This is a genomic window from Leifsonia shinshuensis (assembly GCF_031456835.1).
Classification (GTDB): Bacteria; Actinomycetota; Actinomycetes; order Actinomycetales; family Microbacteriaceae; genus Leifsonia; species Leifsonia shinshuensis_C.
Window position 1 is genome coordinate 3,407,815 of sequence record NZ_JAVDVK010000001.1, and the last position, 20,028, is coordinate 3,427,842.

General features: G+C 71.6%; 20 protein-coding genes. 6 read left to right on the plus strand and 14 right to left on the minus strand.

What is annotated here, in order from left to right; translation table 11 throughout:
• Window positions 1-128: 128 nt before the first annotated feature.
• The 5 genes from araA to J2W45_RS16710 all read right to left on the minus strand — a co-directional run bounded on the left by araA (window position 129) and on the right by J2W45_RS16710 (window position 6,030).
• Window positions 129-1,646 (minus strand): L-arabinose isomerase, encoded by a 1,518-nt coding sequence (gene araA / locus J2W45_RS16690; RefSeq protein ID WP_310134117.1) that lies wholly within the window; start codon window positions 1,644-1,646, stop codon window positions 129-131.
• Window positions 1,646-2,347 (minus strand): L-ribulose-5-phosphate 4-epimerase, encoded by a 702-nt coding sequence (locus J2W45_RS16695; RefSeq protein ID WP_310134118.1) that lies wholly within the window; start codon window positions 2,345-2,347, stop codon window positions 1,646-1,648. The genes araA and J2W45_RS16695 overlap by 1 nt, the downstream gene beginning before the upstream one ends.
• The gene (locus J2W45_RS16700) at window positions 2,344-3,993 is read right to left on the minus strand and encodes a xylulokinase (protein ID WP_310134120.1); all 1,650 of its coding nucleotides are present in this window, start codon (window positions 3,991-3,993) and stop codon (window positions 2,344-2,346) included. Before J2W45_RS16700 ends, J2W45_RS16695 begins: the two co-directional genes overlap by 4 nt.
• A gap of 284 nt (window positions 3,994-4,277) precedes the next feature.
• Window positions 4,278-5,276 carry a LacI family DNA-binding transcriptional regulator gene (locus J2W45_RS16705; protein ID WP_310134123.1) on the minus strand — a complete coding sequence of 333 codons (999 nt, stop codon included), beginning with the start codon at window positions 5,274-5,276 and terminating at the stop codon, window positions 4,278-4,280.
• 52 nt (window positions 5,277-5,328) lie between these two features.
• Complete coding sequence (locus J2W45_RS16710; protein ID WP_310134125.1) at window positions 5,329-6,030, minus strand: hemerythrin domain-containing protein; 702 nt, start codon at window positions 6,028-6,030, stop codon at window positions 5,329-5,331.
• A gap of 168 nt (window positions 6,031-6,198) precedes the next feature.
• Between J2W45_RS16710 and J2W45_RS16715 the strand changes: the two genes are divergently transcribed.
• Window positions 6,199-7,050, plus strand: coding sequence for a trypsin-like serine protease (locus J2W45_RS16715; protein ID WP_310134128.1), 852 nt, complete (start codon window positions 6,199-6,201; stop codon window positions 7,048-7,050).
• A 67-nt stretch (window positions 7,051-7,117) separates the two neighbouring features.
• Window positions 7,118-7,240, plus strand: coding sequence for a type B 50S ribosomal protein L36 (gene ykgO, locus J2W45_RS16720; RefSeq protein WP_310134129.1), 123 nt, complete (start codon window positions 7,118-7,120; stop codon window positions 7,238-7,240).
• Between the two features lie 244 nt (window positions 7,241-7,484).
• Here ykgO and J2W45_RS16725 read toward each other — a convergent pair whose 3' ends face one another.
• Together J2W45_RS16725 and J2W45_RS16730 are read right to left on the minus strand one after the other, a co-directional pair.
• Window positions 7,485-8,417, minus strand: coding sequence for an aldose 1-epimerase family protein (locus J2W45_RS16725; protein WP_310134131.1), 933 nt, complete (start codon window positions 8,415-8,417; stop codon window positions 7,485-7,487).
• 186 nt (window positions 8,418-8,603) lie between these two features.
• Complete coding sequence (locus tag J2W45_RS16730; RefSeq protein ID WP_310134134.1) at window positions 8,604-10,067, minus strand: PucR family transcriptional regulator; 1,464 nt, start codon at window positions 10,065-10,067, stop codon at window positions 8,604-8,606.
• Window positions 10,068-10,190: 123 nt separating this feature from the next.
• Here J2W45_RS16730 and gabT point away from each other — a divergent pair, with 123 nt between their 5' ends.
• The gene (gabT, locus tag J2W45_RS16735; protein WP_310134136.1) at window positions 10,191-11,552 is read left to right on the plus strand and encodes a 4-aminobutyrate--2-oxoglutarate transaminase; all 1,362 of its coding nucleotides are present in this window, start codon (window positions 10,191-10,193) and stop codon (window positions 11,550-11,552) included.
• The gene (locus J2W45_RS16740) at window positions 11,549-13,033 is read left to right on the plus strand and encodes an NAD-dependent succinate-semialdehyde dehydrogenase (protein WP_310134139.1); all 1,485 of its coding nucleotides are present in this window, start codon (window positions 11,549-11,551) and stop codon (window positions 13,031-13,033) included. The genes gabT and J2W45_RS16740 overlap by 4 nt, the downstream gene beginning before the upstream one ends.
• 34 nt (window positions 13,034-13,067) lie before the next feature.
• On the opposite strand, the gene J2W45_RS16745 is transcribed toward J2W45_RS16740, so the two are convergent.
• Window positions 13,068-13,292 (minus strand): three-helix bundle dimerization domain-containing protein, encoded by a 225-nt coding sequence (locus J2W45_RS16745; protein WP_310134141.1) that lies wholly within the window; start codon window positions 13,290-13,292, stop codon window positions 13,068-13,070.
• 58 nt (window positions 13,293-13,350) lie between these two features.
• Between J2W45_RS16745 and J2W45_RS16750 the strand changes: the two genes are divergently transcribed.
• Window positions 13,351-14,043, plus strand: a complete 693-nt coding sequence (locus J2W45_RS16750; RefSeq protein WP_310134143.1) for a PhzF family phenazine biosynthesis protein — start codon at window positions 13,351-13,353, stop codon at window positions 14,041-14,043.
• 40 nt (window positions 14,044-14,083) lie between these two features.
• On the opposite strand, the gene J2W45_RS16755 is transcribed toward J2W45_RS16750, so the two are convergent.
• From J2W45_RS16755 to J2W45_RS16775, 5 genes are all read right to left on the minus strand, one after another.
• On the minus strand, window positions 14,084-14,626 hold the full coding sequence (locus J2W45_RS16755; RefSeq protein WP_310134144.1) for a hypothetical protein: 543 nt from the start codon (window positions 14,624-14,626) through the stop codon (window positions 14,084-14,086).
• Entirely contained in the window at window positions 14,623-15,207 is a 585-nt protein-coding gene (locus J2W45_RS16760) for an RNA polymerase sigma factor (protein WP_310134146.1), read from the minus strand. Before J2W45_RS16760 ends, J2W45_RS16755 begins: the two co-directional genes overlap by 4 nt.
• A gap of 126 nt (window positions 15,208-15,333) precedes the next feature.
• On the minus strand, window positions 15,334-16,827 hold the full coding sequence (locus tag J2W45_RS16765) for a catalase (protein WP_310134150.1): 1,494 nt from the start codon (window positions 16,825-16,827) through the stop codon (window positions 15,334-15,336).
• 40 nt (window positions 16,828-16,867) lie between these two features.
• A complete protein-coding gene (locus J2W45_RS16770) occupies window positions 16,868-17,308 on the minus strand; it encodes a Fur family transcriptional regulator (RefSeq protein WP_310134153.1) in 441 nt (146 codons plus the stop codon).
• A 30-nt stretch (window positions 17,309-17,338) separates the two neighbouring features.
• Window positions 17,339-17,533, minus strand: a complete 195-nt coding sequence (locus tag J2W45_RS16775) for a hypothetical protein (RefSeq protein WP_310134155.1) — start codon at window positions 17,531-17,533, stop codon at window positions 17,339-17,341.
• 251 nt (window positions 17,534-17,784) lie between these two features.
• On the opposite strand from J2W45_RS16775, the gene J2W45_RS16780 reads away from it, so the two are divergent.
• Window positions 17,785-18,213, plus strand: a complete 429-nt coding sequence (locus J2W45_RS16780) for a hypothetical protein (protein ID WP_310134158.1) — start codon at window positions 17,785-17,787, stop codon at window positions 18,211-18,213.
• A 57-nt stretch (window positions 18,214-18,270) separates the two neighbouring features.
• Here J2W45_RS16780 and J2W45_RS16785 read toward each other — a convergent pair whose 3' ends face one another.
• The gene (locus J2W45_RS16785; protein WP_310134161.1) at window positions 18,271-19,998 is read right to left on the minus strand and encodes a cation:proton antiporter; all 1,728 of its coding nucleotides are present in this window, start codon (window positions 19,996-19,998) and stop codon (window positions 18,271-18,273) included.
• Window positions 19,999-20,028: the final 30 nt, after the last annotated feature.

Consider the following 20,028-nt stretch of genomic DNA (forward strand, 5'->3'; position numbering starts at 1 on the left):
CCGGCCCCTCCGCCCTCCGTCGAGTACACGAAAAGTGCACGCCCGCACGGCGTTTCGCGTGCACTATTCGTGTACTCGACGGGGGATGGGATGGGCGCGGAGCGCGGGGCGCGGAGCGCGAGCGCGGGTCAGAGGCCGCGGGCGAGGCGGTAGTAGGCGGCGTTCCAGGCGAGCTCGCGCTGGAAGTCGCGCAGCGTGGTCGTCTCGTCGATGATCAGGAGCTCGGTGCGCGCCATCCGGGCGAAATCCGCGAACGCGTCCACGCCGACCGCCGTGCTCATCACCGTATGGTGCGCGGCGCCGGCCTCGAGCCACGCCGTCGCCGACGTGGTGAAGTCGGGGGCCGGCTTCCACACCGCGCGACCGACCGGCAGCTTCGGCAGGGGAGCGGTCGGCTCGACCACCTCGACGACGTTCGCCACCAGGCGGAACCGGTCGCGCATGTCCGACAGCGCGACGACGACCGCGGGACCCGGGTCCGCCGTGAAGACGAGCCGCACGGGGTCGTCCTTGCCGCCGATACCCAGCGGGTGCACCTCCAGGGTCGGCCGTGCGCTCGTGAGCGACGGAGCGACCTCGAGCATGTGGGCGCCGAGGATGCGCTCGTCGCCCGGCGTGAGGTCGTACGTGTAGTCCTCCATGAGGGATGCGCCGCCCGGCAGGCCCGCGCCCATGACGTTCGCGGCCCGCACCAGCACGGCGGTCTTCCAGTCGCCCTCGGCGCCGAAGCCGTAGCCCTCGGCCATCAGCCGTTGCACGGCCAGACCCGGCAGCTGCTTCAGCGCGCCGAGGTCTTCGAAGCTGGTGGTGAAGGCGCCGAAGCCGCCCTCCTCGAGGAACGACCGCAGGCCCAGCTCGATCGCGGCGCCGTCGCGCAGCGACTGGTGCCGCTCGCCGCCCCGGCGGAGCTCGGGGACGACGTCGTAGAGCTCCTCGTACTCGGCGACCAGCGCATCCACGTCGGAGTCCGACGCGGCGGCGACGGCCTCGGCGAGCTCGTTGACACCCCACGTGTTCACCTGCACGCCGAACACCAGCTCGGCCTCGGTCTTGTCGCCCTCGGTGACGGCGACGAAGCGCATGTTGTCGCCGAAGCGGGCGAGCTTCAGCGAGTGGGTGGCCGCCCAGCCGGCTGCAGCGCGCATCCACGTGCCGATGCGTGCCGTCACGGCGGGGTCGCTGACGTGGCCGACGACGGTCGTGCGCGGGACGCTCAGCCGGGTCTGGATGTAGCCGAACTCGCGGTCGCCGTGCGCCGCCTGGTTGAGGTTCATGAAGTCGAAGTCGATCTCGCCCCAGGGCAGCTCGACGTTCGCCTGCGTGTGGAAGTGGAGCAGCGGCTTCTGCAGCGCGTCGAGGCCCGAGATCCACATCTTCGCGGGGCTGAAGGTGTGCATCCACGCGACCAGGCCGATCACGGCGTCGTCCGCGTTGGCCTCCAGCATGACGCGGCGGATGGCGTCGGAGTCGGTGAGCACCGGCTTCCACACCACGCGCACCGGCACGTCGGATCCGGCGCCCAGCTGGTCGGCGATCGCCCGGGACTGCTCGGCGACCTGCGCGAGGGTCTCCGGCCCGTAGAGGTGCTGGCTGCCCGTGAGGAACCAGACCTCGTAGTGGTCGAGGGAGGTGGTGAGCTTCGGCATCAGGCGGATCCTTCCGGGGACTGTCCGTAGACGTTCTGGTAGCGATCGAAGAGGCGGTCGATCGCCTCGGCGGGGATGGGGACGAGGGGGCCGCCCTGCTTGGCGATGTGGACGGTGCGGGCGACGTCCTCCGCCATCACGGCGGCCTTGACGGCGTCGCGCGCGTCGCGGCCGATCGTGAACACGCCGTGGTTCTGCATCAGGACGGCGCGGCTGCGGTGACCGCTCAGGGTCGCGACGATGCCGCGGCCGATCGAGTCGTCGCCGATGATCGCGAACGGGCCGACCGGGATGTCGCCGCCGAACTCGTCCGCCATCGCGGTGATGACGCACGGGATGGGCTCGGCGCGCGCCGCCCACGCGGTCGCGTAGGTGGAGTGGGTGTGCACGACTCCGCCGACCTCCGGCATCTCGCGGTACACGTAGGCGTGCGCCGCGGTGTCGGAGGAGGGGGACCGGTCGCTGCCGTGGGACCCGGGGACGACCTCCCCGTCGAGCGTGCAGAGGATCATGTTCTCGGGCGTCAGGTCGTCGTAGTCGACGCCGCTCGGCTTGATGACGAAGAGGTCCTCGCCGGGTACGCGCTCGGAGACGTTGCCGCCGGTCCAGACGACGAGTCCGTAGCGGACCAGTTCGGAGTGCAGCGCGGCGACGCGCTCGCGGACCGCGCGGACGGTCGGGGTCTCGAGATCGCTGGTCATGCGGTGGCTCCTTCCACGGGCAGGGCGTCGACGGCGGCGCGCTCCACGGCGAGGCCGGTCTGGTACCGCTCCAGGAAGCGCGCGAAGCCGGCGACGTCGTCGGGATGCGGGGTGGTGGTCTCGGCGACGGATCCGCCGAACACCTTGGTGCGGAGGTACGTGTCGAGGTCGGCCGGGGCGGCGTCGTCGGCGGCGCGGTTCGCGGTGCCGGCGGCTGCGCGGTAGGCGGCGAGCACCGCGATGCCCCAGGCACCGCCCTCGGAGGCCGTCTCCGCCACCGAGACCGGAGCGTCGATCGCGCCCGCCAGGAACCGCTGCGCGACGCCCGCCGTGCGGAACATGCCGCCGTGGGCATACATCCGGTCGAGGGTCACCCCCTCGTCGGAGAGGACGCGCATCCCGAGGGCCAGCGTGCCGAAGACGCTGTACAACTGGGCGCGGACGAAGTTGGCGAGGGTGAGCCGGCTGTCCGGCGTGCGGACGACCAGCGGGCGTCCCTCGGGGAGGTCGGCGATGGGCTCGCCGGCCAGGTGGTTGTAGGCGACGAGGCCGCCCGCGTCCGGGGCGCCGGACAGGGCTTCCCGGAACAGCGTCTCGTACACCGCGTCGGTCGAGAGCGGAGTACCGGCAGCCTCGGCGAACCGGCCGAACATCCCGGCCCACGCCGCGAGCTCGCTCGCACCGTTGTTGCAGTGCACCATCGCGACGAGGTCGCCGGCCGGGGTGGTCACCAGGTCGAGCTCGTGGTGGACGGCGGAGAGCGGACGCTCCAGCACGACCATCGCGAAGATGCTCGTGCCGGCGGAGACATTACCGGTGCGCGGCGCGACGGAGGAGGTCGCGACCATACCGGTGCCCGCGTCGCCCTCCGGCGGGCAGAACGGGACGCCCGGCTGCAGCCGTCCGGTCGGGTCGAGCAGCGCGGCGCCGTCGGCGGTGAGCGCGCCCGCGTCGTCGCCCGCGACGAGCACCTCGGGGAGCAAGGACGGGAGGTCGATGCCATGGGCGGAGTCGAGGCCCGCGTAGCGGCGCAGGAGTTCGGCGTCGTAGGTGCGGGTGGCCGGATCGATCGGGAACATGCCCGACGCGTCGCCGACGCCCAGCACGGTGCGGCCGGTCAGCTTCCAGTGCACGTAACCGGCCAGCGTGGTGAAGAACGCGAGGTCCGGGATGTGCGGCTCGGCGTCGATCACGGCCTGGTGCAGGTGGGCGATGGACCAGCGCAACGGGATGTTGACGCCGAAGGCGGCGGTGAGCTCTGCCGCTGCCGGCCCCGTACTGGTGTTGCGCCAGGTGCGGAAGGGGACGAGGAGCTCGCCGTCGGCGTCGAACGGGAGGTACCCGTGCATCATGGCCGAGACCCCGATCGCGCCGAACGACGTCGGCGCGACGCCGTGGCGCGCTTCGGCGTCGGCGATCAGGCCGGCGTACGCCTCCTGCAGCCCGGTCCAGACGGCGTCGAGGGAGTAGGTCCAGCGGCGGTCGACGTACTCGTTCTCCCACTCGTGCGTGCCGACGGCGAGGACGACCGACGGGTCGTCCGCATCCACCAGGCAGGCCTTGATGCGCGTCGAGCCGAGCTCGATGCCGAGGGCGGTGCGTCCCGACGCGATGGCGTCGCGGAGGCGGGTTTCCGGCGCGGTCATGCTGCTCCTCACGTCATTGTGACCGGTCACATCACACGGACGAGCATACGTTGCGCTGCCCGGAGGCTGCAACCCGGGGCCCGCAGCCGGGGCACGCATCCCGTCGCCCCGCGCCCGCGCGCCCCGCCCCCGCGCCGAGCGAACGCCGCCCGCGCGCCCCCGCGCTCCCGCGCCGCGCGAACTGTGAGTTGATGCTCCTATCCGCAGCGGGTTGCCGCATCATGTCTCCACTCGCCACAGTGGGCGAGCCCAGACCGACACGCAGCGCGAAGAGGCGGCCGGACTCAGGCGGACGCGCGGGGCACGAGCACCGGGGCGACCGGCTCGGCGAAGTCCAGCGACTCGCCCTCGATCTGCGCGATCAGCCGGGCGACGGCGCGGCGGCCCAGCTCGGCGAAGTCCTGCCGCACGGTGGTGAGCGGCGGGATGAGGAACGCCGCCTCCGGGATGTCGTCGAATCCGACGACGGCGAGGTCTCCCGGCACCGACCGGCCCGCCGCGTGCGCCGCGAAGAGCGCGCCGAGCGCCATCTGGTCGTTGGACGAGAAGACGGCGGTGATGCCCGGATCGGCCAGCAGCTCGGCGCCGATCTCGGCCCCGGACGCGGCCGTCCAGTCGCCCTCGCGGGAAACGACGGGGTCCGCCCCGGCGGCGGCCATCTCCTCCAGGAATCCCTCGCGACGCGCCCGCGCCTCCGACCAGTCGGCCGGGCCGGCGAGGTGCGCGATGCGCACGTGCCCGCGGTCGAGCAGGTGCCGGGTGGCGAGCCGCGCTCCGCGCACCTGGTCGACGAAGACGCCGTGGTCGCCGGCCGTCCCCGCGCCGTGCAGCGTGATGGACGGCACGCGCACCGACACCGCGTCCATCGCATCCTGGATGCGCTGCTGCGGCGCCACGACGACGATGCCCTCCACGGCCTGCGCGCTCAGCTGCTCCAGGGCCGCCTCGACCGCGGCCGCGTCGAGCGAGGCGGCGTGCGCGACGGTCACGAAGTACCCCGCCTCGCGGGCCGCCCGCTCGATGGCGTCGATGCTGGATGCCGGGCCGAACAGCGACGAGGGCGATGCGACCAGGACCCCGATGGTGGTGGAGCGGGCGGTGGTGAGCATCCGCGCGGCGCGGTTCGGACGGAAATTGAGCTCGACCATCGCCGCCAGCACCCGCTCGCGCGTCTCCGGCCGGATGCTGGGGTGGTCGTTGAGCACCCGGGAGACGGTCTGGCGCGACACCCCGGCGGCCGCGGCCACCTCGCGCACGCCCGGTGCGCGTCCCGTCTCCTCCACATCCACACTGTAGGGGATGCGGCAGCGCGGCCCGGGCGCGGGTCGCGCGCGGTCAGGAGGTCGGTCGTCCCTCCAGCGTGGCGCGGTACCGGGCGTAGCTCGGCTTGCCGCGCCAACGCCAGACGAGGGCCACCGGCCCCGGCATGTTCTTCTTCAGCCACGCATCCCCGCCGTCGGGCTGGGCGTCCAGGATGCCGCCGAGCATGTTCCACGTCTGACCCTTGGGGGTCGAACTGCGGCCGTGCTTGGCGAACCACTCGACCTCGTCCTTCGTGAGCACGTGCTCCATCAGGGGCACGACCGTGCCCTCCTCGTCGGGCAGGTGGACGGTCAGCGCCGCCTGGATGCCGTCCAGCGCCGTGAGCACGGGCGCGGCGGTCGCGGCGGACGGGGCGGCGCGCCACGCCGGCACCGCGGCGTCGAGCGCGTTCAGCTGCACGAGCATCGCGGCGTGCTGCTCGCGCATCCGCTCGATGTGCACGGCGCAGGAGGGCGCACGCTCGTCCAGCGCCGGCCACAGCTTGGCGTCCTCGCCCTCGTGGTGCGAGTGGAGGGACGAGGAGATCAGTCCGAGGTGCCCGGCGACGGCGTCGGCGTGGGCGGTGTCGCCGTCCCGGACGCCCTGGACCAGCGACGGCGCTTCGTCGAACGAGTGGCGGAACAGCCGGTGGATGTCGATCATCCCGCTGGCGTCGCACGTCCGCGGTCCGTCGAGCGGGGAGGCTCCGGAGGAGGGGAGAGGGGTCGCTGACATGGCGGAAGGGTACTGCGCGGGGCGGCCCGCGGGGAGCCCGTTCTTTCCGGCGCGGCCGGGGCTCAGCGAACACGGGACGGCCGCTCCAGCATCCTGGCCCTTGGCCCCTGTCCGGGGGATGGGCATACTCGGAGGATCGAAACCGCTTCGAGATCCAAAGGGGGATCCATGCGCAAGAGAATCCTGGCCGCCGCTATCGCGTTGGCCGCATTCGCCGGACTGGCCGTCGGCACACCCGCTGTCGCCAGCACCGGCGGGACCGCCGACGGGAACAAGCATCCCGACGTCGGCCTCATCCTGTTCTACGACGCCGACGGGCGTTTCCGGTGCTCGGCGACGCTGGTGTCGCCGACGGTCGTGCTCACCGCCGCGCACTGCACCTCCGGAACACTCGGCAAGACGCTCGTCACCTTCGACTCGGTGATCGCCGAGCAGCCGCCCGCCCCGTTCCCGGTCGCCGCCGACCCGAGCGCCGGATACACCGCCGCCGAGATCTCCGCTGCCGGCTACCTGTCTGGGACGGCCTACACCCATCCCGACTACTCGGACTTCACCGACACCGCGAACTGGAACGACGTCGGCGTGATCGTGCTCGACCAGCCCGTGGCGTCGTTCGGCGGCGGCTACCCGCAGATCGCGCCGGTCGGCACGCTGGACACCATCCCGAAGAGCGATCTGTCGAAGACGCTGTTCACGGCAGTGGGATACGGCACCGAGGTCCGCAAGCCGGAGTCCGGACCGCAGAAGCCGCAGCCGATGAGCTACCCGCTCATCCGGCGTTACGTGGACATGCCCGGCCAGAAGCTGACTCCGCAGATCCTGCAGACCAACGGCAATCCGAACGACACGAGAGGGACCGGTGGGACCTGCTTCGGCGACTCGGGCGGCCCGGTGTTCCTCGGTGACCAGCTGGTCGCCGTGACCAGCTACGGCTATACGGACAACTGCCGCTACCTGGGTGGTTACCAGCGTGTCGATATCCCGGTGGTCGACGCCTGGCTGGCGACGTTCGGGCTCTGACCCGTTCGCGGGAACAAATCGCGGCCTCCATTGTTATTGAGAATAGGTTTCATAAGGGAGGTCCGTCATGAAGGTACGCAATTCGTTGAGCTCGCTCAAGACGATGCCCGGCGCCCAGGTGGTACGCCGCCGGGGCCGGACGTTCGTCATCAACAAGAAGAACCCGCGGATGAAGGCCCGCCAGGGCTGATCGGTTCGCGGAGCGAAGGGCGCAGGGTCGTGGACCCTGCGCCCTTCGTCGTCCGGGTGTGCCGTGCGCCGCAACGACGTGCTGTCGACTGCGGGCGGGGCCCCTCGACACGGCGTACACGTCGGCGGATGACGGACGCCCCGTAGCATCGGCTTGCGCGCGGCCCGTCGTGGAGGGCCGCGCGCATCTTCGTTCTCGCGGGCCGGACTGTCCCGCCCCGCGCGGAGCTACCCGCTCGCTCGGCTCAGAGGGGCTGCACCGCGCGGATCGTCCAGGACGCCGTGGCCGACTCCCCGGGCTCCAGCACGATCAGGTCGGTGCCGGAGTTGTAGGCGTCGGGCGGGCAGGTCATGGGCTCGACGGCGAGGCCGAGACGGTCGAGCTCCGGCACCGGCTGATCGGCGGTGTGGATCTGCACCCACGGGCAGTCGTTACCCCAGGTGAGCTCGACGCCCGTGCCCTCCGGCGCGGTCAGCCGGACGGTCGCGAGCCCGTCTGCGGAGCGGCCCAGCCCGGTGAAGGCGTGGTCGATGAAGGTGTCGCCGATCGTCCGCGCGGTCCGGAAGTCCCACACGCCGCCCTCCGCGGTCGCGACGTCTTCCAGCCCGGTCGGGATCAGGCGGTCCTCGGTCACGGTGAGCACCTCATCCGCCGGGAGGGTCAGCGTCCACGCGTCGACGCGGCCCTCGCCGGCGACCAGGTACGGGTGCGGTCCGGTGCCCCACGGCGCGCGTGAGGGGCCGGTGTTGGTGCCCGTCACGGTGGTGTGCAGCCCCTCCTCGTCCAGCTCGAAGGCGACGCTGACGTCGACGCGGTGCGGGTACCCGGCTTGCGCCTGAATGGTCGCGGCGAACACGACCGAGCTGGCCGACCGGTCCACGGCGTCGAAGTCGAGCCAGGCGGCGAGGCCGTGCAGCGCGTGCCCCCGGTTCGGCTCCGTGAGCGGGAGCTGCTGCTCCACGCCGTCGAAGGTGTAGCGGCCGTCCACGACGCGGTTCGGCCACGGCGCCAGGGTCGCGCCTCGGAAGGCGGGGCGCACCTCGTCCGCGTCGAACGGGACCACCAGGGGGCGGCCGTCGAACTCCAGCGTGCGCAGCGACGCCCCGACCGACGCGATCGTCGCGTGGTAGTCGCCCGCCGTGAGGCCGAAGTGGGTTCCGGAGATGGGTGTGCTCATCCGCCCATTCTCTCCAACCCGCCCACCCACCGTCGAGTGCCCCGGCCCGTCCACCCCTCCCACCCCCCCGTCGAGTACACGAAAAGTGCACGGTTTCGGGGGTGAAAGCGTGCACTTTTCGTGTACTCGACGGAGGGCGGAGGGCGGAGGGGCGCGGGGGCGAAGGGGCGCGAGGGCGAGCGCGGGTCAGGCGGAGGCGCGGAGCGCGGCGTAGAGGTCGGCCCGCGCCGCGAACGAGGACAGGTCGCGGCCGAGCAGGCGCTCCGCCTCCGCGACGCGGGACCGCAGCGTGTGCCGGTGCATGCCCAGCCGGCGGGCGGCCACGTCGTAGACGCCGTCGGCGTCGAGCCAGGTCCGCAGCACGTCCGGGAGGGACGGGTCGGCGGCCACGAGCGGCCGCAGCGACGTCTCCGCCACCGCCCGCGCGTCGGGGGTGTGCAGCAGGGCGAGCATCCCGGCGCCGGCCACGTCGTCGAAGGCCGCGACCGGGTCGTCCGCCGTCGCCCGATTGCGCGCGGTCTGCGCTTGCGCGACCGCCGCGGGCAGCGCATCCAGCGTCGTGCCGGAGGACACACCGCCCCGCAGGTCGAATCGCACGGCGAGGGTCGTCGCGACCTCCACCGCCGTGCTCTCGTCGCCGATGAGCACGAGGTCGTGCGCGTCCCGGGCGAAGAAGCCGTCCGCGTTCGACTCCAGCCAGTCGGCCGCGGCGGCCAGCGCGGCACCCTGCATCATGGTCACCCGCACGGGCGCTTCCGGCAGCGGACCGAGCACCGGCTCGGCGATGGATGCGGCGACCGCGGCATCCCCCGCCACCAGCGCCCGCCACACCGCGGTCCGCAGTCGCGCGCGGGCCGCGTCGGCGGCGCGCGACTGCTCGAGGGCAAGCCCCGCGAGGGCGACGACTCCGGTGACCACCTGCTGAGCGGCCGCATCGAGTCCCTCGGAGCCGACCGCGAGCACGCCGCGCAACCGGCCGGCCGCGCCCAGCGTCTGGACGGCGAACGGTCCGGCGTCCGTGCCCACGGTCCCCGCAGCGCGCCGCCCGCTGCGGAGCAGGGGCTCCGCCGCGTCCGACAGGGCTCGCCGTGCCCGCGCATCCAACGCCCCCGACGGGAAGCTCCGGCTCACCGCGCCGTCCGGTCCGACGAGCGCGACCGGGCGCTCGATCTGCCGGGACAGCTCGGAGAGCACCGCGCCCAGCGCGTCTGGGCGCAGGGCGGCGAGCGAGATGGCCCGGGATGCGCGGAGCGCCCAGGTGCTGCGGGCGTAGGCGTCCGCGGCGACCCGGTCGGCGACGAAGCGGGCGACGGCGATGAACGGGGTGCGGTACGGCACCTCGAAGAGCGGGAGGCCGTGCCGTTCGCAGGCCTCGACCAGTGCGGCGGGCGTGCCGTCGCGCACGACCTCGGTGCCGAAGCCGAGGGCGGCGATGCCGTGCGCGACCAGGCGTTCCACGTACGGGTCCGCATCCTCCGGCGGTTGCGTCACCAGGAGCACCTGCCCGGGCGCCAGGAACGGCGTCGGGTCCGGAAGGTCGGAGCTGTGCGCCCAGGCGAGCGGCGCGTCCGGGTCGCCGACCGTCGAAGCGGTGAGCGGCCGGAGGCCCAGCTCGGGCCGCGCGAGGAGCTGGGTGAGGGTCGCGGGCATGGGTCTCCATCTGCCGGGGCGCCGGTTCATCCGGGGCGGATGCGCCAGGGTGTCTATCGGCGGTGAACCGATTGTACGTCGCGTCCAGGCGGTGGGTCGCGTCCGCTTCTTACGATTCGGGACATGACCATCCTCGACACCGCCACTGACATCCCCGTCGGCGGACCCTCGCTCCCGCAGGAGCGCCGGCTCGTCACCCCGATCCCCGGTCCCGAGTCGCGCAAGCGCGCCGAGCGCAAGGCTCAGGCCGTCGCCGCCGGCGTCGGTGCGACCATCCCCGTCTACACCGTCGCTGCCGGCGGCGGCGTGCTGGTGGATGTGGACGGCAACTCCCTGATCGACTTCGGCTCCGGCATCGCCGTCACGGGCGTGGGCAATGCTGCCCCGCGCGTCGTGGACGCCGTCACCGCCCAGGTCGCCGCCTTCACGCACACCTGCTTCACCGTCGCTCCGTACGACTCCTACGTGGACGTGGCGGAGGCGCTCAACCGCCTCACCCCGGGCGACTTCGCCAAGCGCAGCGCACTGTTCAACTCCGGCGCCGAGGCCGTGGAGAACGCGGTCAAGATCGCCCGCCACTACACCGGCAAGCAGGCCGTCGTCGCGTTCGACCACGCCTACCACGGCCGCACGAACCTCACGATGGGCCTGACCGCCAAGAACCAGCCCTACAAGAACGGCTTCGGCCCGTTCGCGCCCGAGATCTACCGCGCCCCGCTCAGCTACCCGCTGCGCGACGGCGGCCTGAGCGGCGCCGAGGCGGCCACGCGCGCCATCACGATGATCGAGAAGCAGATCGGCGCCGCCAACCTGGCCGCGCTGATCATCGAGCCCATCCAGGGCGAGGGCGGCTTCATCGTTCCCGCCGACGGCTTCCTCCCCGCACTCCAGCAGTGGGCGAACGCCAACGGCGTGGTCTTCATCGCGGACGAGGTGCAGACCGGCTTCGCCCGCACGGGCACCATGTTCGCCTCCGAGCAGTTCGGCATCGTCCCCGACCTGATCGTCACGGCCAAGGGCATCGCCGGCGGCCTCCCGCTCTCCGCGGTCACCGGCCGTGCCGAGATCATGGATGCGCCTCAGGTCGGCGGCCTCGGCGGCACCTACGGCGGCAACCCGCTCGCCTGCGTGGCGGCGCTCGCCGCGATCGAGACGTACGAGACCGAGGACCTGGCGGCTCGCGCCCGCGAGATCGGCGACATCCTGTTCGAGAAGCTCGGCGCCCTCCGCGACGCCGACCCCCGCGTCGCGGAGGTCCGCGGTCGCGGCGCGATGGTCGCCATCGAGCTCGTCGACCCGGTGACGGGTGAGCCGGATGCGGCGCTCACCGCCCGCGTCGCCGCGGCCTCCCACGCCGCCGGCATCGTGCTGCTCACCTGCGGCACCTACGGGAACGTGATCCGCTTCCTCCCGCCGCTCAGCATCCCGGACCACCTCCTCATCGAGGGGCTGGACGTCGTCGCGGAGGCGGTGGCGGGCGCATGACCATCGTCGACACCGTGACCGAGCTCTCCGCCCGCGAGACCGACCTGCTCGACCGCGTGCCGGACGGGCTGTTCATCCTCGGAAACTGGGAGGCCGGCACCCGCGAGCCCATCGAGGTGCAGGACCCGGCGACCGGCCGCGTCATCAAGCGAATCGCCAACGCGACGCCGGAGGACGGCATGCGCGCCCTCGACGCGGCGGCCGCCGCCGCGGACGCCTGGGCCGCGACCCCGCCCCGCGTGCGCGGCGAGATCCTGCGCCGCGCCTTCGACCTCCTGCAGGAGCGGCGTGAGGACTTCGCGCTGCTCATGACCCTGGAGATGGGCAAGCCACTCGCCGAGGCGAACGGCGAGGTCACCTACGGCGGCGAGTTCCTCCGCTGGTTCTCCGAGGAGGCGGTGCGCATCTCCGGCCGCTTCGGCCAGAGCCCCGAGGGCACCGGGACCATGGTCGTCACCCAGCGCCCGGTGGGCCCGTGCTTCCTCATCACGCCGTGGAACTTCCCGCTCGCGATGGCGACGCGGAAGATCGCCCCGGCGCTCGCCGCGGGCTGCACCGTCGTGGTGAAGCCGGCCGAGCTCACGCCGCTGACGACGCTGTTCTTCGCCCAGCTGCTGGCCGACGCGGGCGTCCCCGCCGGGGTCGTCAACGTGGTGCAGACCAGCACGGCACGGGATGTGTCCAGCCCGATCATCGCCGACCCGCGACTCCGCAAGCTGTCGTTCACCGGCTCGACCCCCGTCGGTCGCTCGCTGCTCGCGCAGGCCGGCCAGAACGTGCTGCGCACCTCGATGGAGCTCGGCGGCAACGCCCCCTTCGTGGTGTTCGAGGACGCGGACCTGGACAAGGCGGTCGACGGAGCCATGCTCGCCAAGTTCCGGAACATCGGACAGGCGTGCACGGCCGCGAACCGCTTCATCGTGCACGAGGCGGTCGCCGACGAGTTCGCGCGCCGGGTGACCGAGCGCGTCCAGGCGCTCCGGATCGGCCGTGGCACCGAGGACGGCGTGACGATCGGCCCGCTCATCGACGACCGTGCGGTCGCGTCGATGGCTGCCCTCGTCGAGGATGCCGTCAGCCGGGGCGCGCGCGTCCTCACCGGCGGCAGCGCGCCGGAGGGCGACGGCTACTTCTTCGAGCCGACCGTGCTCGTGGACGTGCAGCCGGGGAGCGACATCCTCCGGGAGGAGATCTTCGGCCCGATCCTCGCGATCACCACGTTCTCCACCGAGGACGAGGCGGTCGCCGCCGCGAACGACACCGAGTACGGCCTGATCGGCTACGCCTTCACGCAGGACCTCGCCCGCGGCCAGCGGATGATCGACCGCATCGACACCGGCATGATGGGCCTGAACACGGGCCTCGTCTCCAACGCGGCGGCGCCGTTCGGCGGGGTCAAGCAGTCCGGGCTCGGCCGCGAGGGCGGCCTCGAGGGCATCCAGGAGTACCTGAGCACCAAGTACACCCTGATCCCGGCCTGACCGGGACCGCACGCAGGAGCGCGCCGACGGACGATCAGTCGGCGCGCTCCTCCGCGTTCAGCTCCTGCTTCACGTCGTGCTCGATGAGCACCGGCACGAAGTCGCGCACCGGGGCACCGTCGAACTCCTCGTGGCGCTTCTCCACCAGCTCTTCGATGTGCTCGCGCGGCACCTCGGGGAAGCGGTCGGCGAGACGCTCCGCGGCGTGCTCGACGGCGAGGTCCTCGTCGTTCTCGTTCTGGCGGTCGTCGATCGTCATGGCGCGATTATGCAGCCGCCGGGTTAACGAAGCGGAGGGCTTCTGCCAGGCTGATGCCATGGATGAGACCATCGAAGTAGTCGTCGTTCGCGTGTTCACGAACGAGAGCGGCCGGAACGGCAACGAGCTCGGCATCATCACGAGCTCCGAGGCCACCACGGCCCGCGAGCAGGACATCGCCAATGCGCTCGGGTTCAGCGAGACCGTGTTCGTGGACGGGGTGGACGAGGGCGGCCGCGCCGCGACGATCCGCATCTTCACCCCGGCGAAGGAGCTGCCGTTCGCGGGCCACCCCAGCGTGGGGACGGCGTGGTGGCTGTCCGACCGGCGGACCCCCGTCGACGTTCTTCGCGAGGCCGCCGGCGACGTCGAGGTCGAGGTGGATGACGACACCGCCTGGGTCACCGCCCGCGCCGAGTGGACGCCGACCTTCGAATGGCACGAGCTCGCGTCGCCCGAGGATGTGGATGCGCTGGACCCGTTCGCGTTCACGTCCGGTCAGCACTACGCCTACGCCTGGATCGACGAGCAGGCCGGCACCCTCCGCTCCCGGATGTTCGCGCCCGAGATGGGCATCATCGAGGACGAGGCGACCGGCGCCGCCGCGATCGCGCTCACCGCGCGCCTCGGACGGCCGCTCAGCATTCTGCAGGGCGAGGGATCTCAGCTCGCTACCGAGCCGCTCGGCGACGGCCGCATCCGCGTCGGCGGCACCACGGTGTACGACCGCACCATCGAGGCGACGCTGTAGCCGGGCTCGTTGGCTGGAGCTCGGGGGAGGTTCACCGCGGTCATTGCCCAGGACCGACAAGGAACCGGCCGACTCTGGTTTCGCCGTCGCTCTTGTAGACGGGCAGCCACTGGCCGTCAGGGTACTTCTTCAGTCGTTCTTCCTGCTGCTTGATCGCCTGCGCGGGACTGGTCGGCTCCGGGCCGCCGAACTCGGCTTCGGCCAGGTCGCGGCTGAGGACATAACCCGTGACCGGGTTTCCGGCGTCGTCCTGTCCCTCCACGAGGACCAGATCCGGCGCGATCGGGCTGGAGCCCTGAGCGCCGTAAGTCTGACCGTGGTCGTTCTTCGGCCAGTTCGGAATCGGCGCGAACGACGGCGACGTGCTCGGGCCGGACGCGGGAAGGGCGACCCATCCCGGTGCTCCGACGATGATCGCCGAGGCAGCGATGCTCGCGGCGGCAGCCGCGGCGACGACGCCGCCGATGAACCAATGGCGCCGCGTGCGCTGCCGCACCCGTGCCGGGCTCGTGTCGGCACGGACCTGATCTGCGAGTGCTGATTCAAGAACCGCGCTCCGCCGCGAATCGAAGTCCACGTTCATTGCATGCTCCTGATTTCTTCGGGCGAGAGGTCTGCGGCCACGATCTCCGCAAGTCGGCTGCGGGCGCGAGAGAGCCGGGACTTCACTGTCCCTGGAGGTACCCGGAGGAGAGTCGCCACTTGGTTGGTGCTCAGGTCCTCGAGGACGCAGAGGCTGAGGATCTCTCGATCGCGGTCGGTGAGTCGCTCGAACGACCGGCGGACGCGATTGGCGATGTCGTTGTGATCCAGGCGTTCCAGGACGTGGTCGCTGTGGTCCGACACTGGCTCGGGGGGCGGCATCTTCGACAGGAGGGCTTGATGCCGACGGAAGGCGCGGGTGTTGTTGCGAGCAAGATGGGATGCCGTGACGAGCAGCCACGGCAGAAGTGACGACCCCGAGATGTGGACGCGGTTGCGCTTCCGCCACGCTTCGGCGAACGTGAGGGCCACCAGATCCTCCGCATCCGACGGGGTACTGGCCAGCCGCAGCACGTGGCGGAACACGCGGTCCCGGTGCCGTCGGAATAGCCATGCGAACGCTTCACCATCGCCGGCGGCGGCCTGGTGCAGCAGCTCCTCGTCGGTGGGTTCGTCGTCCATAACCTGTAGTGTCCAGCTCGTCGCGGGCGGTTCCATCAATCCGGCGACGGGTTGATGGAGTTTCGACACGCAAAGGCCGCCACCCCGTTGGGATGGCGGCCTGTCGCGTCGTTATCCGGGTCGCGGCTACTCGGCGACGCCCACGTACTCGGCGGCCTCGTCGGGCGTCTCGAAGCCCGACTCGAGACGGTCGCGGAGTGCGCGGCCGAGCGACGCATCCACGTTCGTCCAGTACTGGATGGCGCGCTCGCGGATGGCCTCGCGGGTCACGCCGCCCACGGCCCCGGCGATGGTGTCGAGGAAGCGGGCCTTCGCCGCGTCGTCGAACACCTCACGGTAGAGCGTTCCCGCCTGGCCGAAGTCGTCGTCCTCCGCGTGCAGGGTCGCCGCGGACCGCACGAGTGCGCCGTCCGACTCCCACGAGCCCTCGCCCGCGCGCTCCGGCTGGGCCGACGGGCCGCCGAACGAGTTCGGGGCGTAGACGGGAGCGTCGGCGGGCTTGAAGCCGTGGCGGGCCGCGCCGTCCTGCGAGTAGTTGTTGACCGGCGCGACCGGGCGGTTGACCGGCAGCTCGTTGTAGTTCGTGCCGACGCGGTAGCGCTGAGCGTCCGGGTAGGAGAACACGCGCGCCATGAGCATCTTGTCCGGGCTGATGTCGATGCCCGGAACCGTGTTGGCGGGCGAGAACGCGGCCTGCTCGATCTCCGCGAAGAAGTTCTGCGGGTTCTCGTTCAGGGTGTGGATGCCGACCTCGATCAGCGGGTAGTCGCTGTGCGGCCACACCTTGGTGAGGTCGAACGGGTTGAAGCGGTAGGTCTTGGCGTCCTCGTACGGCATGACCTGCACCGAGACGCGCCAGGCCGGGTAGTCGCCGCGCTGGATCGCCTCGTAGAGGTCGCGGCGGTAGTAGTCCGCGTCCGCTCCGGCCAGCTGCTCGGCCTCGACGCCGGTGATCTCCTCGTTGCCCTGCAGCGAGTGGAAGTGGTACTTGACCCAGAAGCGCTCACCGGCCGCGTTGATCCACTGGTAGGTGTGCGACCCGTAGCCCGGCATGGTCCGCCACGAGCGGGGGAGTCCGCGGTCGCCCATCAGGTAGGTGACCTGGTGGGCCGACTCGGGGGAGAGGGTCCAGAAGTCCCACTGCATGTCGGCGTCGCGCAGCCCGGAGCCCGGCAGGCGCTTCTGCGAGTGGATGAAGTCGGGGAACTTGATGCCGTCGCGGATGAAGAAGACGGGGGTGTTGTTGCCGACGATGTCGTAGTTGCCCTCGGTCGTGTAGAACTTCACCGAGAAGCCCCGCACGTCGCGCCAGGTGTCCGGCGATCCCTGCTCGCCGGCGACCGACGAGAAGCGCTGGAGGGTGCGGGTGCTGGTGCCCGGCTGGAAGACCGCCGCCTTGGTGTAGGCGCTGACATCTCCCGTGACGACGAACTCGCCGAACGCACCGCCTCCCTTCGCGTGCACGATGCGCTCCGGGATCCGCTCGCGGTTGAACTGGGCGAGCTTCTCGACGAGGTAGCGGTCGTGCAGGGCGGTGACGCCGTCCCGTCCCGCCGTCAGCGAGTGCGCGTCGCTGGCGACCGGCGTTCCGGTCTGAGTGGTGGTGTAGTCGTCCGACATTCTTCTCCTCGGTGTCGTCGAGCGCCCGGCGTGCGGGTGCTCAGTGGTGCGGAGCGCGGTCGGTGCGCTCCTGGCAGGACGGGCAGAGCCCCCAGAAGGTGACCTCTGCCGTGTCGATGGCGAAGCCGCCCGCGTCCGACGGGTGCAGGCAGGGCGCGTGACCGACGACGCAGTCGACATCGGCGACGGCGCCGCAGGATGTGCACACCACGTGGTGGTGGTTGTCCCCGGTGCGCCGCTCGTAGCGTGCCGGCGAGCCCGCGGGCTCGATGCGCCGGACGAGGCCCGTGCGATGCAGATCGCCCAGGACGTTGTGCACGTTCTGGATGGACGTCTCCGGAAGCACGGGCTGCAGCGCGCGGAACACCGACTCGGCGTCCGCGTGGGGCAGACCCTCGAGCGCGTGAAGCACCGCCACGCGGCCTCTCGTGACCTTGAGGCCGGCGGCCCGCAATGCGTCCTCCGGCTCTCCCGTCTCCATACCTCGACCCTAGCCGGATGTTTTGAATAACTAAAAATACGACGAATGCCGGGCGTGGCGCCGGGGCGGTGCGGCGGGCGCGCTGCGGGGAAGCACCTGCTGCGGTGCGAGGGTGACGGCCCCGACGGCATTGCGGATGGCGCGAAGGGCTTCGCTCTCGTTCCGCGCGTCGATGGCCACGACCATGCGCCGCTGATCGGCCACCCGGATCACCGTCAGTTCCATCTGCCTGCCTTTCGTGGACCGCCGGACGGAGCTGTCGACCCCCCGCCGAGGACGTAGACGACGTTGTTCGCCTGTTATGGATGTAGACGGGGCTGTCCGCCCTTCGTGACGACGATGGCGTCGGATTCCCGTCACGTTCCGCCGCTCCACCTCGTCTGCCCGGGTAGGAGCAACCTGGAGGGGGTGGCAGGACCATCAAGACCGTCGTCCGCCATGCGACCGGAGAGGCCGCGATCTACGGAACGGTCCTCGTGACCGGACTCATCGTCATCGAAGGCGTCTACATCACGACACCGGCGGAGCTCGTGCGCACCGTCTCGCTGGGCATGCTCGTGGTCTGGGCGGCCCACGTCTTCGCGGCCACGGTGGCCCACGCGGGCGGCACCGGGGCCTCGAGGGAACCGCTCCGCGCCGCCCTCGGGCACGCCCTGCTCGCGTCGCTCGGCCTCCTGATCGCCTCCGTCGTGCCGCTCGTGCTGCTCTGGCTCGGCGTCGCGGGCGTCGTCGACGCCATCCCCGCCGTCATCGGGACGCAGGTGTGGGCGGCGTTCGCGCTGGCCGCGCTCGGCTACGTGTCCCTCGCGCGAGCGGGGCTGTCGCCGCCGCGACGCCTCTGGGGTGCCGTGATCACGGCCCTGGTGGGTCTCGCCGTGGTGGCGCTCAAGGTCGTGGTGCATTGACCGCCGCGACCGAGTTTCCGTGCGGCCGACAGCCGGCGACGGCAGTCGGCAGTCCACTCAGCGCGAGCGCGTCCGCAGGCGCGTCTCCTCCAGGTCGAGCAGGGACTGAGCCTCGGTGAGGACGCGCGACGGATACGATCCGCGCGCCCGCTCGAGCAGCAGCCGGGTGCGTTCCGCATCCACCACGGCGAGCCGGAGCGTGCGGTACACGTGATGCGGCCGGTCCTCGTGCGGCCCGTCGACCGCGAGAGTGCGCTCCCAGGCCGATTCGGCCCGGAGGTAGGAGGACTGGCGCACCCGCTCGACCACCTCGGGGTCGACCGTCGTGGTGGCCCCCGCCGCCGTCTCCGGGTCGTCCAGCACGGCGAGCCCGGCCTCGCTCAGGTCGTCGAGCAGCTGGGCCAGGAGGCGCCGGTCGGCCCCGGCATCCGCCCCCTGCAGGCCGAGCGTGCGGATGAGGAGCGGAAGCGTGCCGCCCTGCAGCACCAGGCTGACGAAGGCGACGGTGAAGGCGATGAGGATCAGCTGGGGACGGTACGGGATGCTCGTGGGCAGCGACTGTGCGGCCGCGAGCGTGACGACCCCGCGCATCCCCGCCCAGCCGAGTACGACGCCGCCCTTCCAGTCGATCGCCTCCTGGCGGTACTCCTCCAGGTCGCTGCGATGGCGTTCGTAGCGCTGCTCCGCCCGCTGCTTCCGCAGCGCCTGCCAGCGGTAGCGCACCGGGTGATCGCGGAAGTAGCTGATCATCAGCCACTCCCGCAGCACGGAGCGCTCGGCGCGCTCCGCCCGTCTTCGCAGGTACAGGATGAGCGGCACGATCAGCACGAACCGGATCACGATGAGCGAGAGCACGGCGATGAGGCCGAGGCCGATCGCATCCCAGACGCTGAGGACCTCCGGGTTCTCAACGTCTGCCACCAGCGTCCGCAGCTCGAGCCCGATCAGCAGGAACACGCCGTTCTCGAGCAGGAACTGGATGGTCCGCCAGTTGATCGCGTCGCTGATGCGCGCTTGAGCGCTGAACTGCCGGGGGGCGGCGTGGCCGGTGTACAGCCCGGTGATCACGACGGCCAGAACGCCGGAGCCGTGCAGCGCCTCCGTCGGCGCGAAGGCGGCGAACGGCACGACCACCGAGAGCGCGGTGTCGAGCACCGGGTCCGTGAGCTTGGACCGCACCCACACCGAGACGAATCCGACGACCAGGCCGACGACGGCGGCGATCACCACGGCCGAGAGGAAGTCCACCACGCCGGCCCACGGGGTCGTCAGTGTGCCGAGCGCCGCCGCGAGGGCGGTGCGCAGCAGCACGAGGGCGGTGGCGTCGTTGACGAGACCCTCGCCTTCGAGCACGGTGAGCAGCCGCGGGGGCAGCCCGAGCTTGCGCCCGATCGAGGTGGCGGCGACGGCATCCGGCGGGCTGATGATCGCGCCGAGGGCGATCGCCGCCGCCAGGCTCAGGTCCGGCAGCATCGTGAACAGCACGAACCCGGAGGCGAACGCCGTGATGACGACCAGCACGACGGAGAGCCCGGCGATCGGGGCGAGATTGCGGCGGAAGTCGGTGAGCGGGACGCTGATCGCTGCGGCGTACAGGATGGGCGGGAGCAGACCGTCGAGGATGATCTCCGGCGGGACCTCGATTTCGGGAACGCCGGGCAGGAACGAGAGCACCACGCCGACGATGACGAGGACGATCGGGGCCGCGACGCCGAGCCGCCGGGCGAAAGCGGCCATGCCGACGATGACCGCCACAGCGATCACCGCATAGACGCCCAGCTCCATCTACTCAGGGTACGGGGAGGTCGCGGCCGC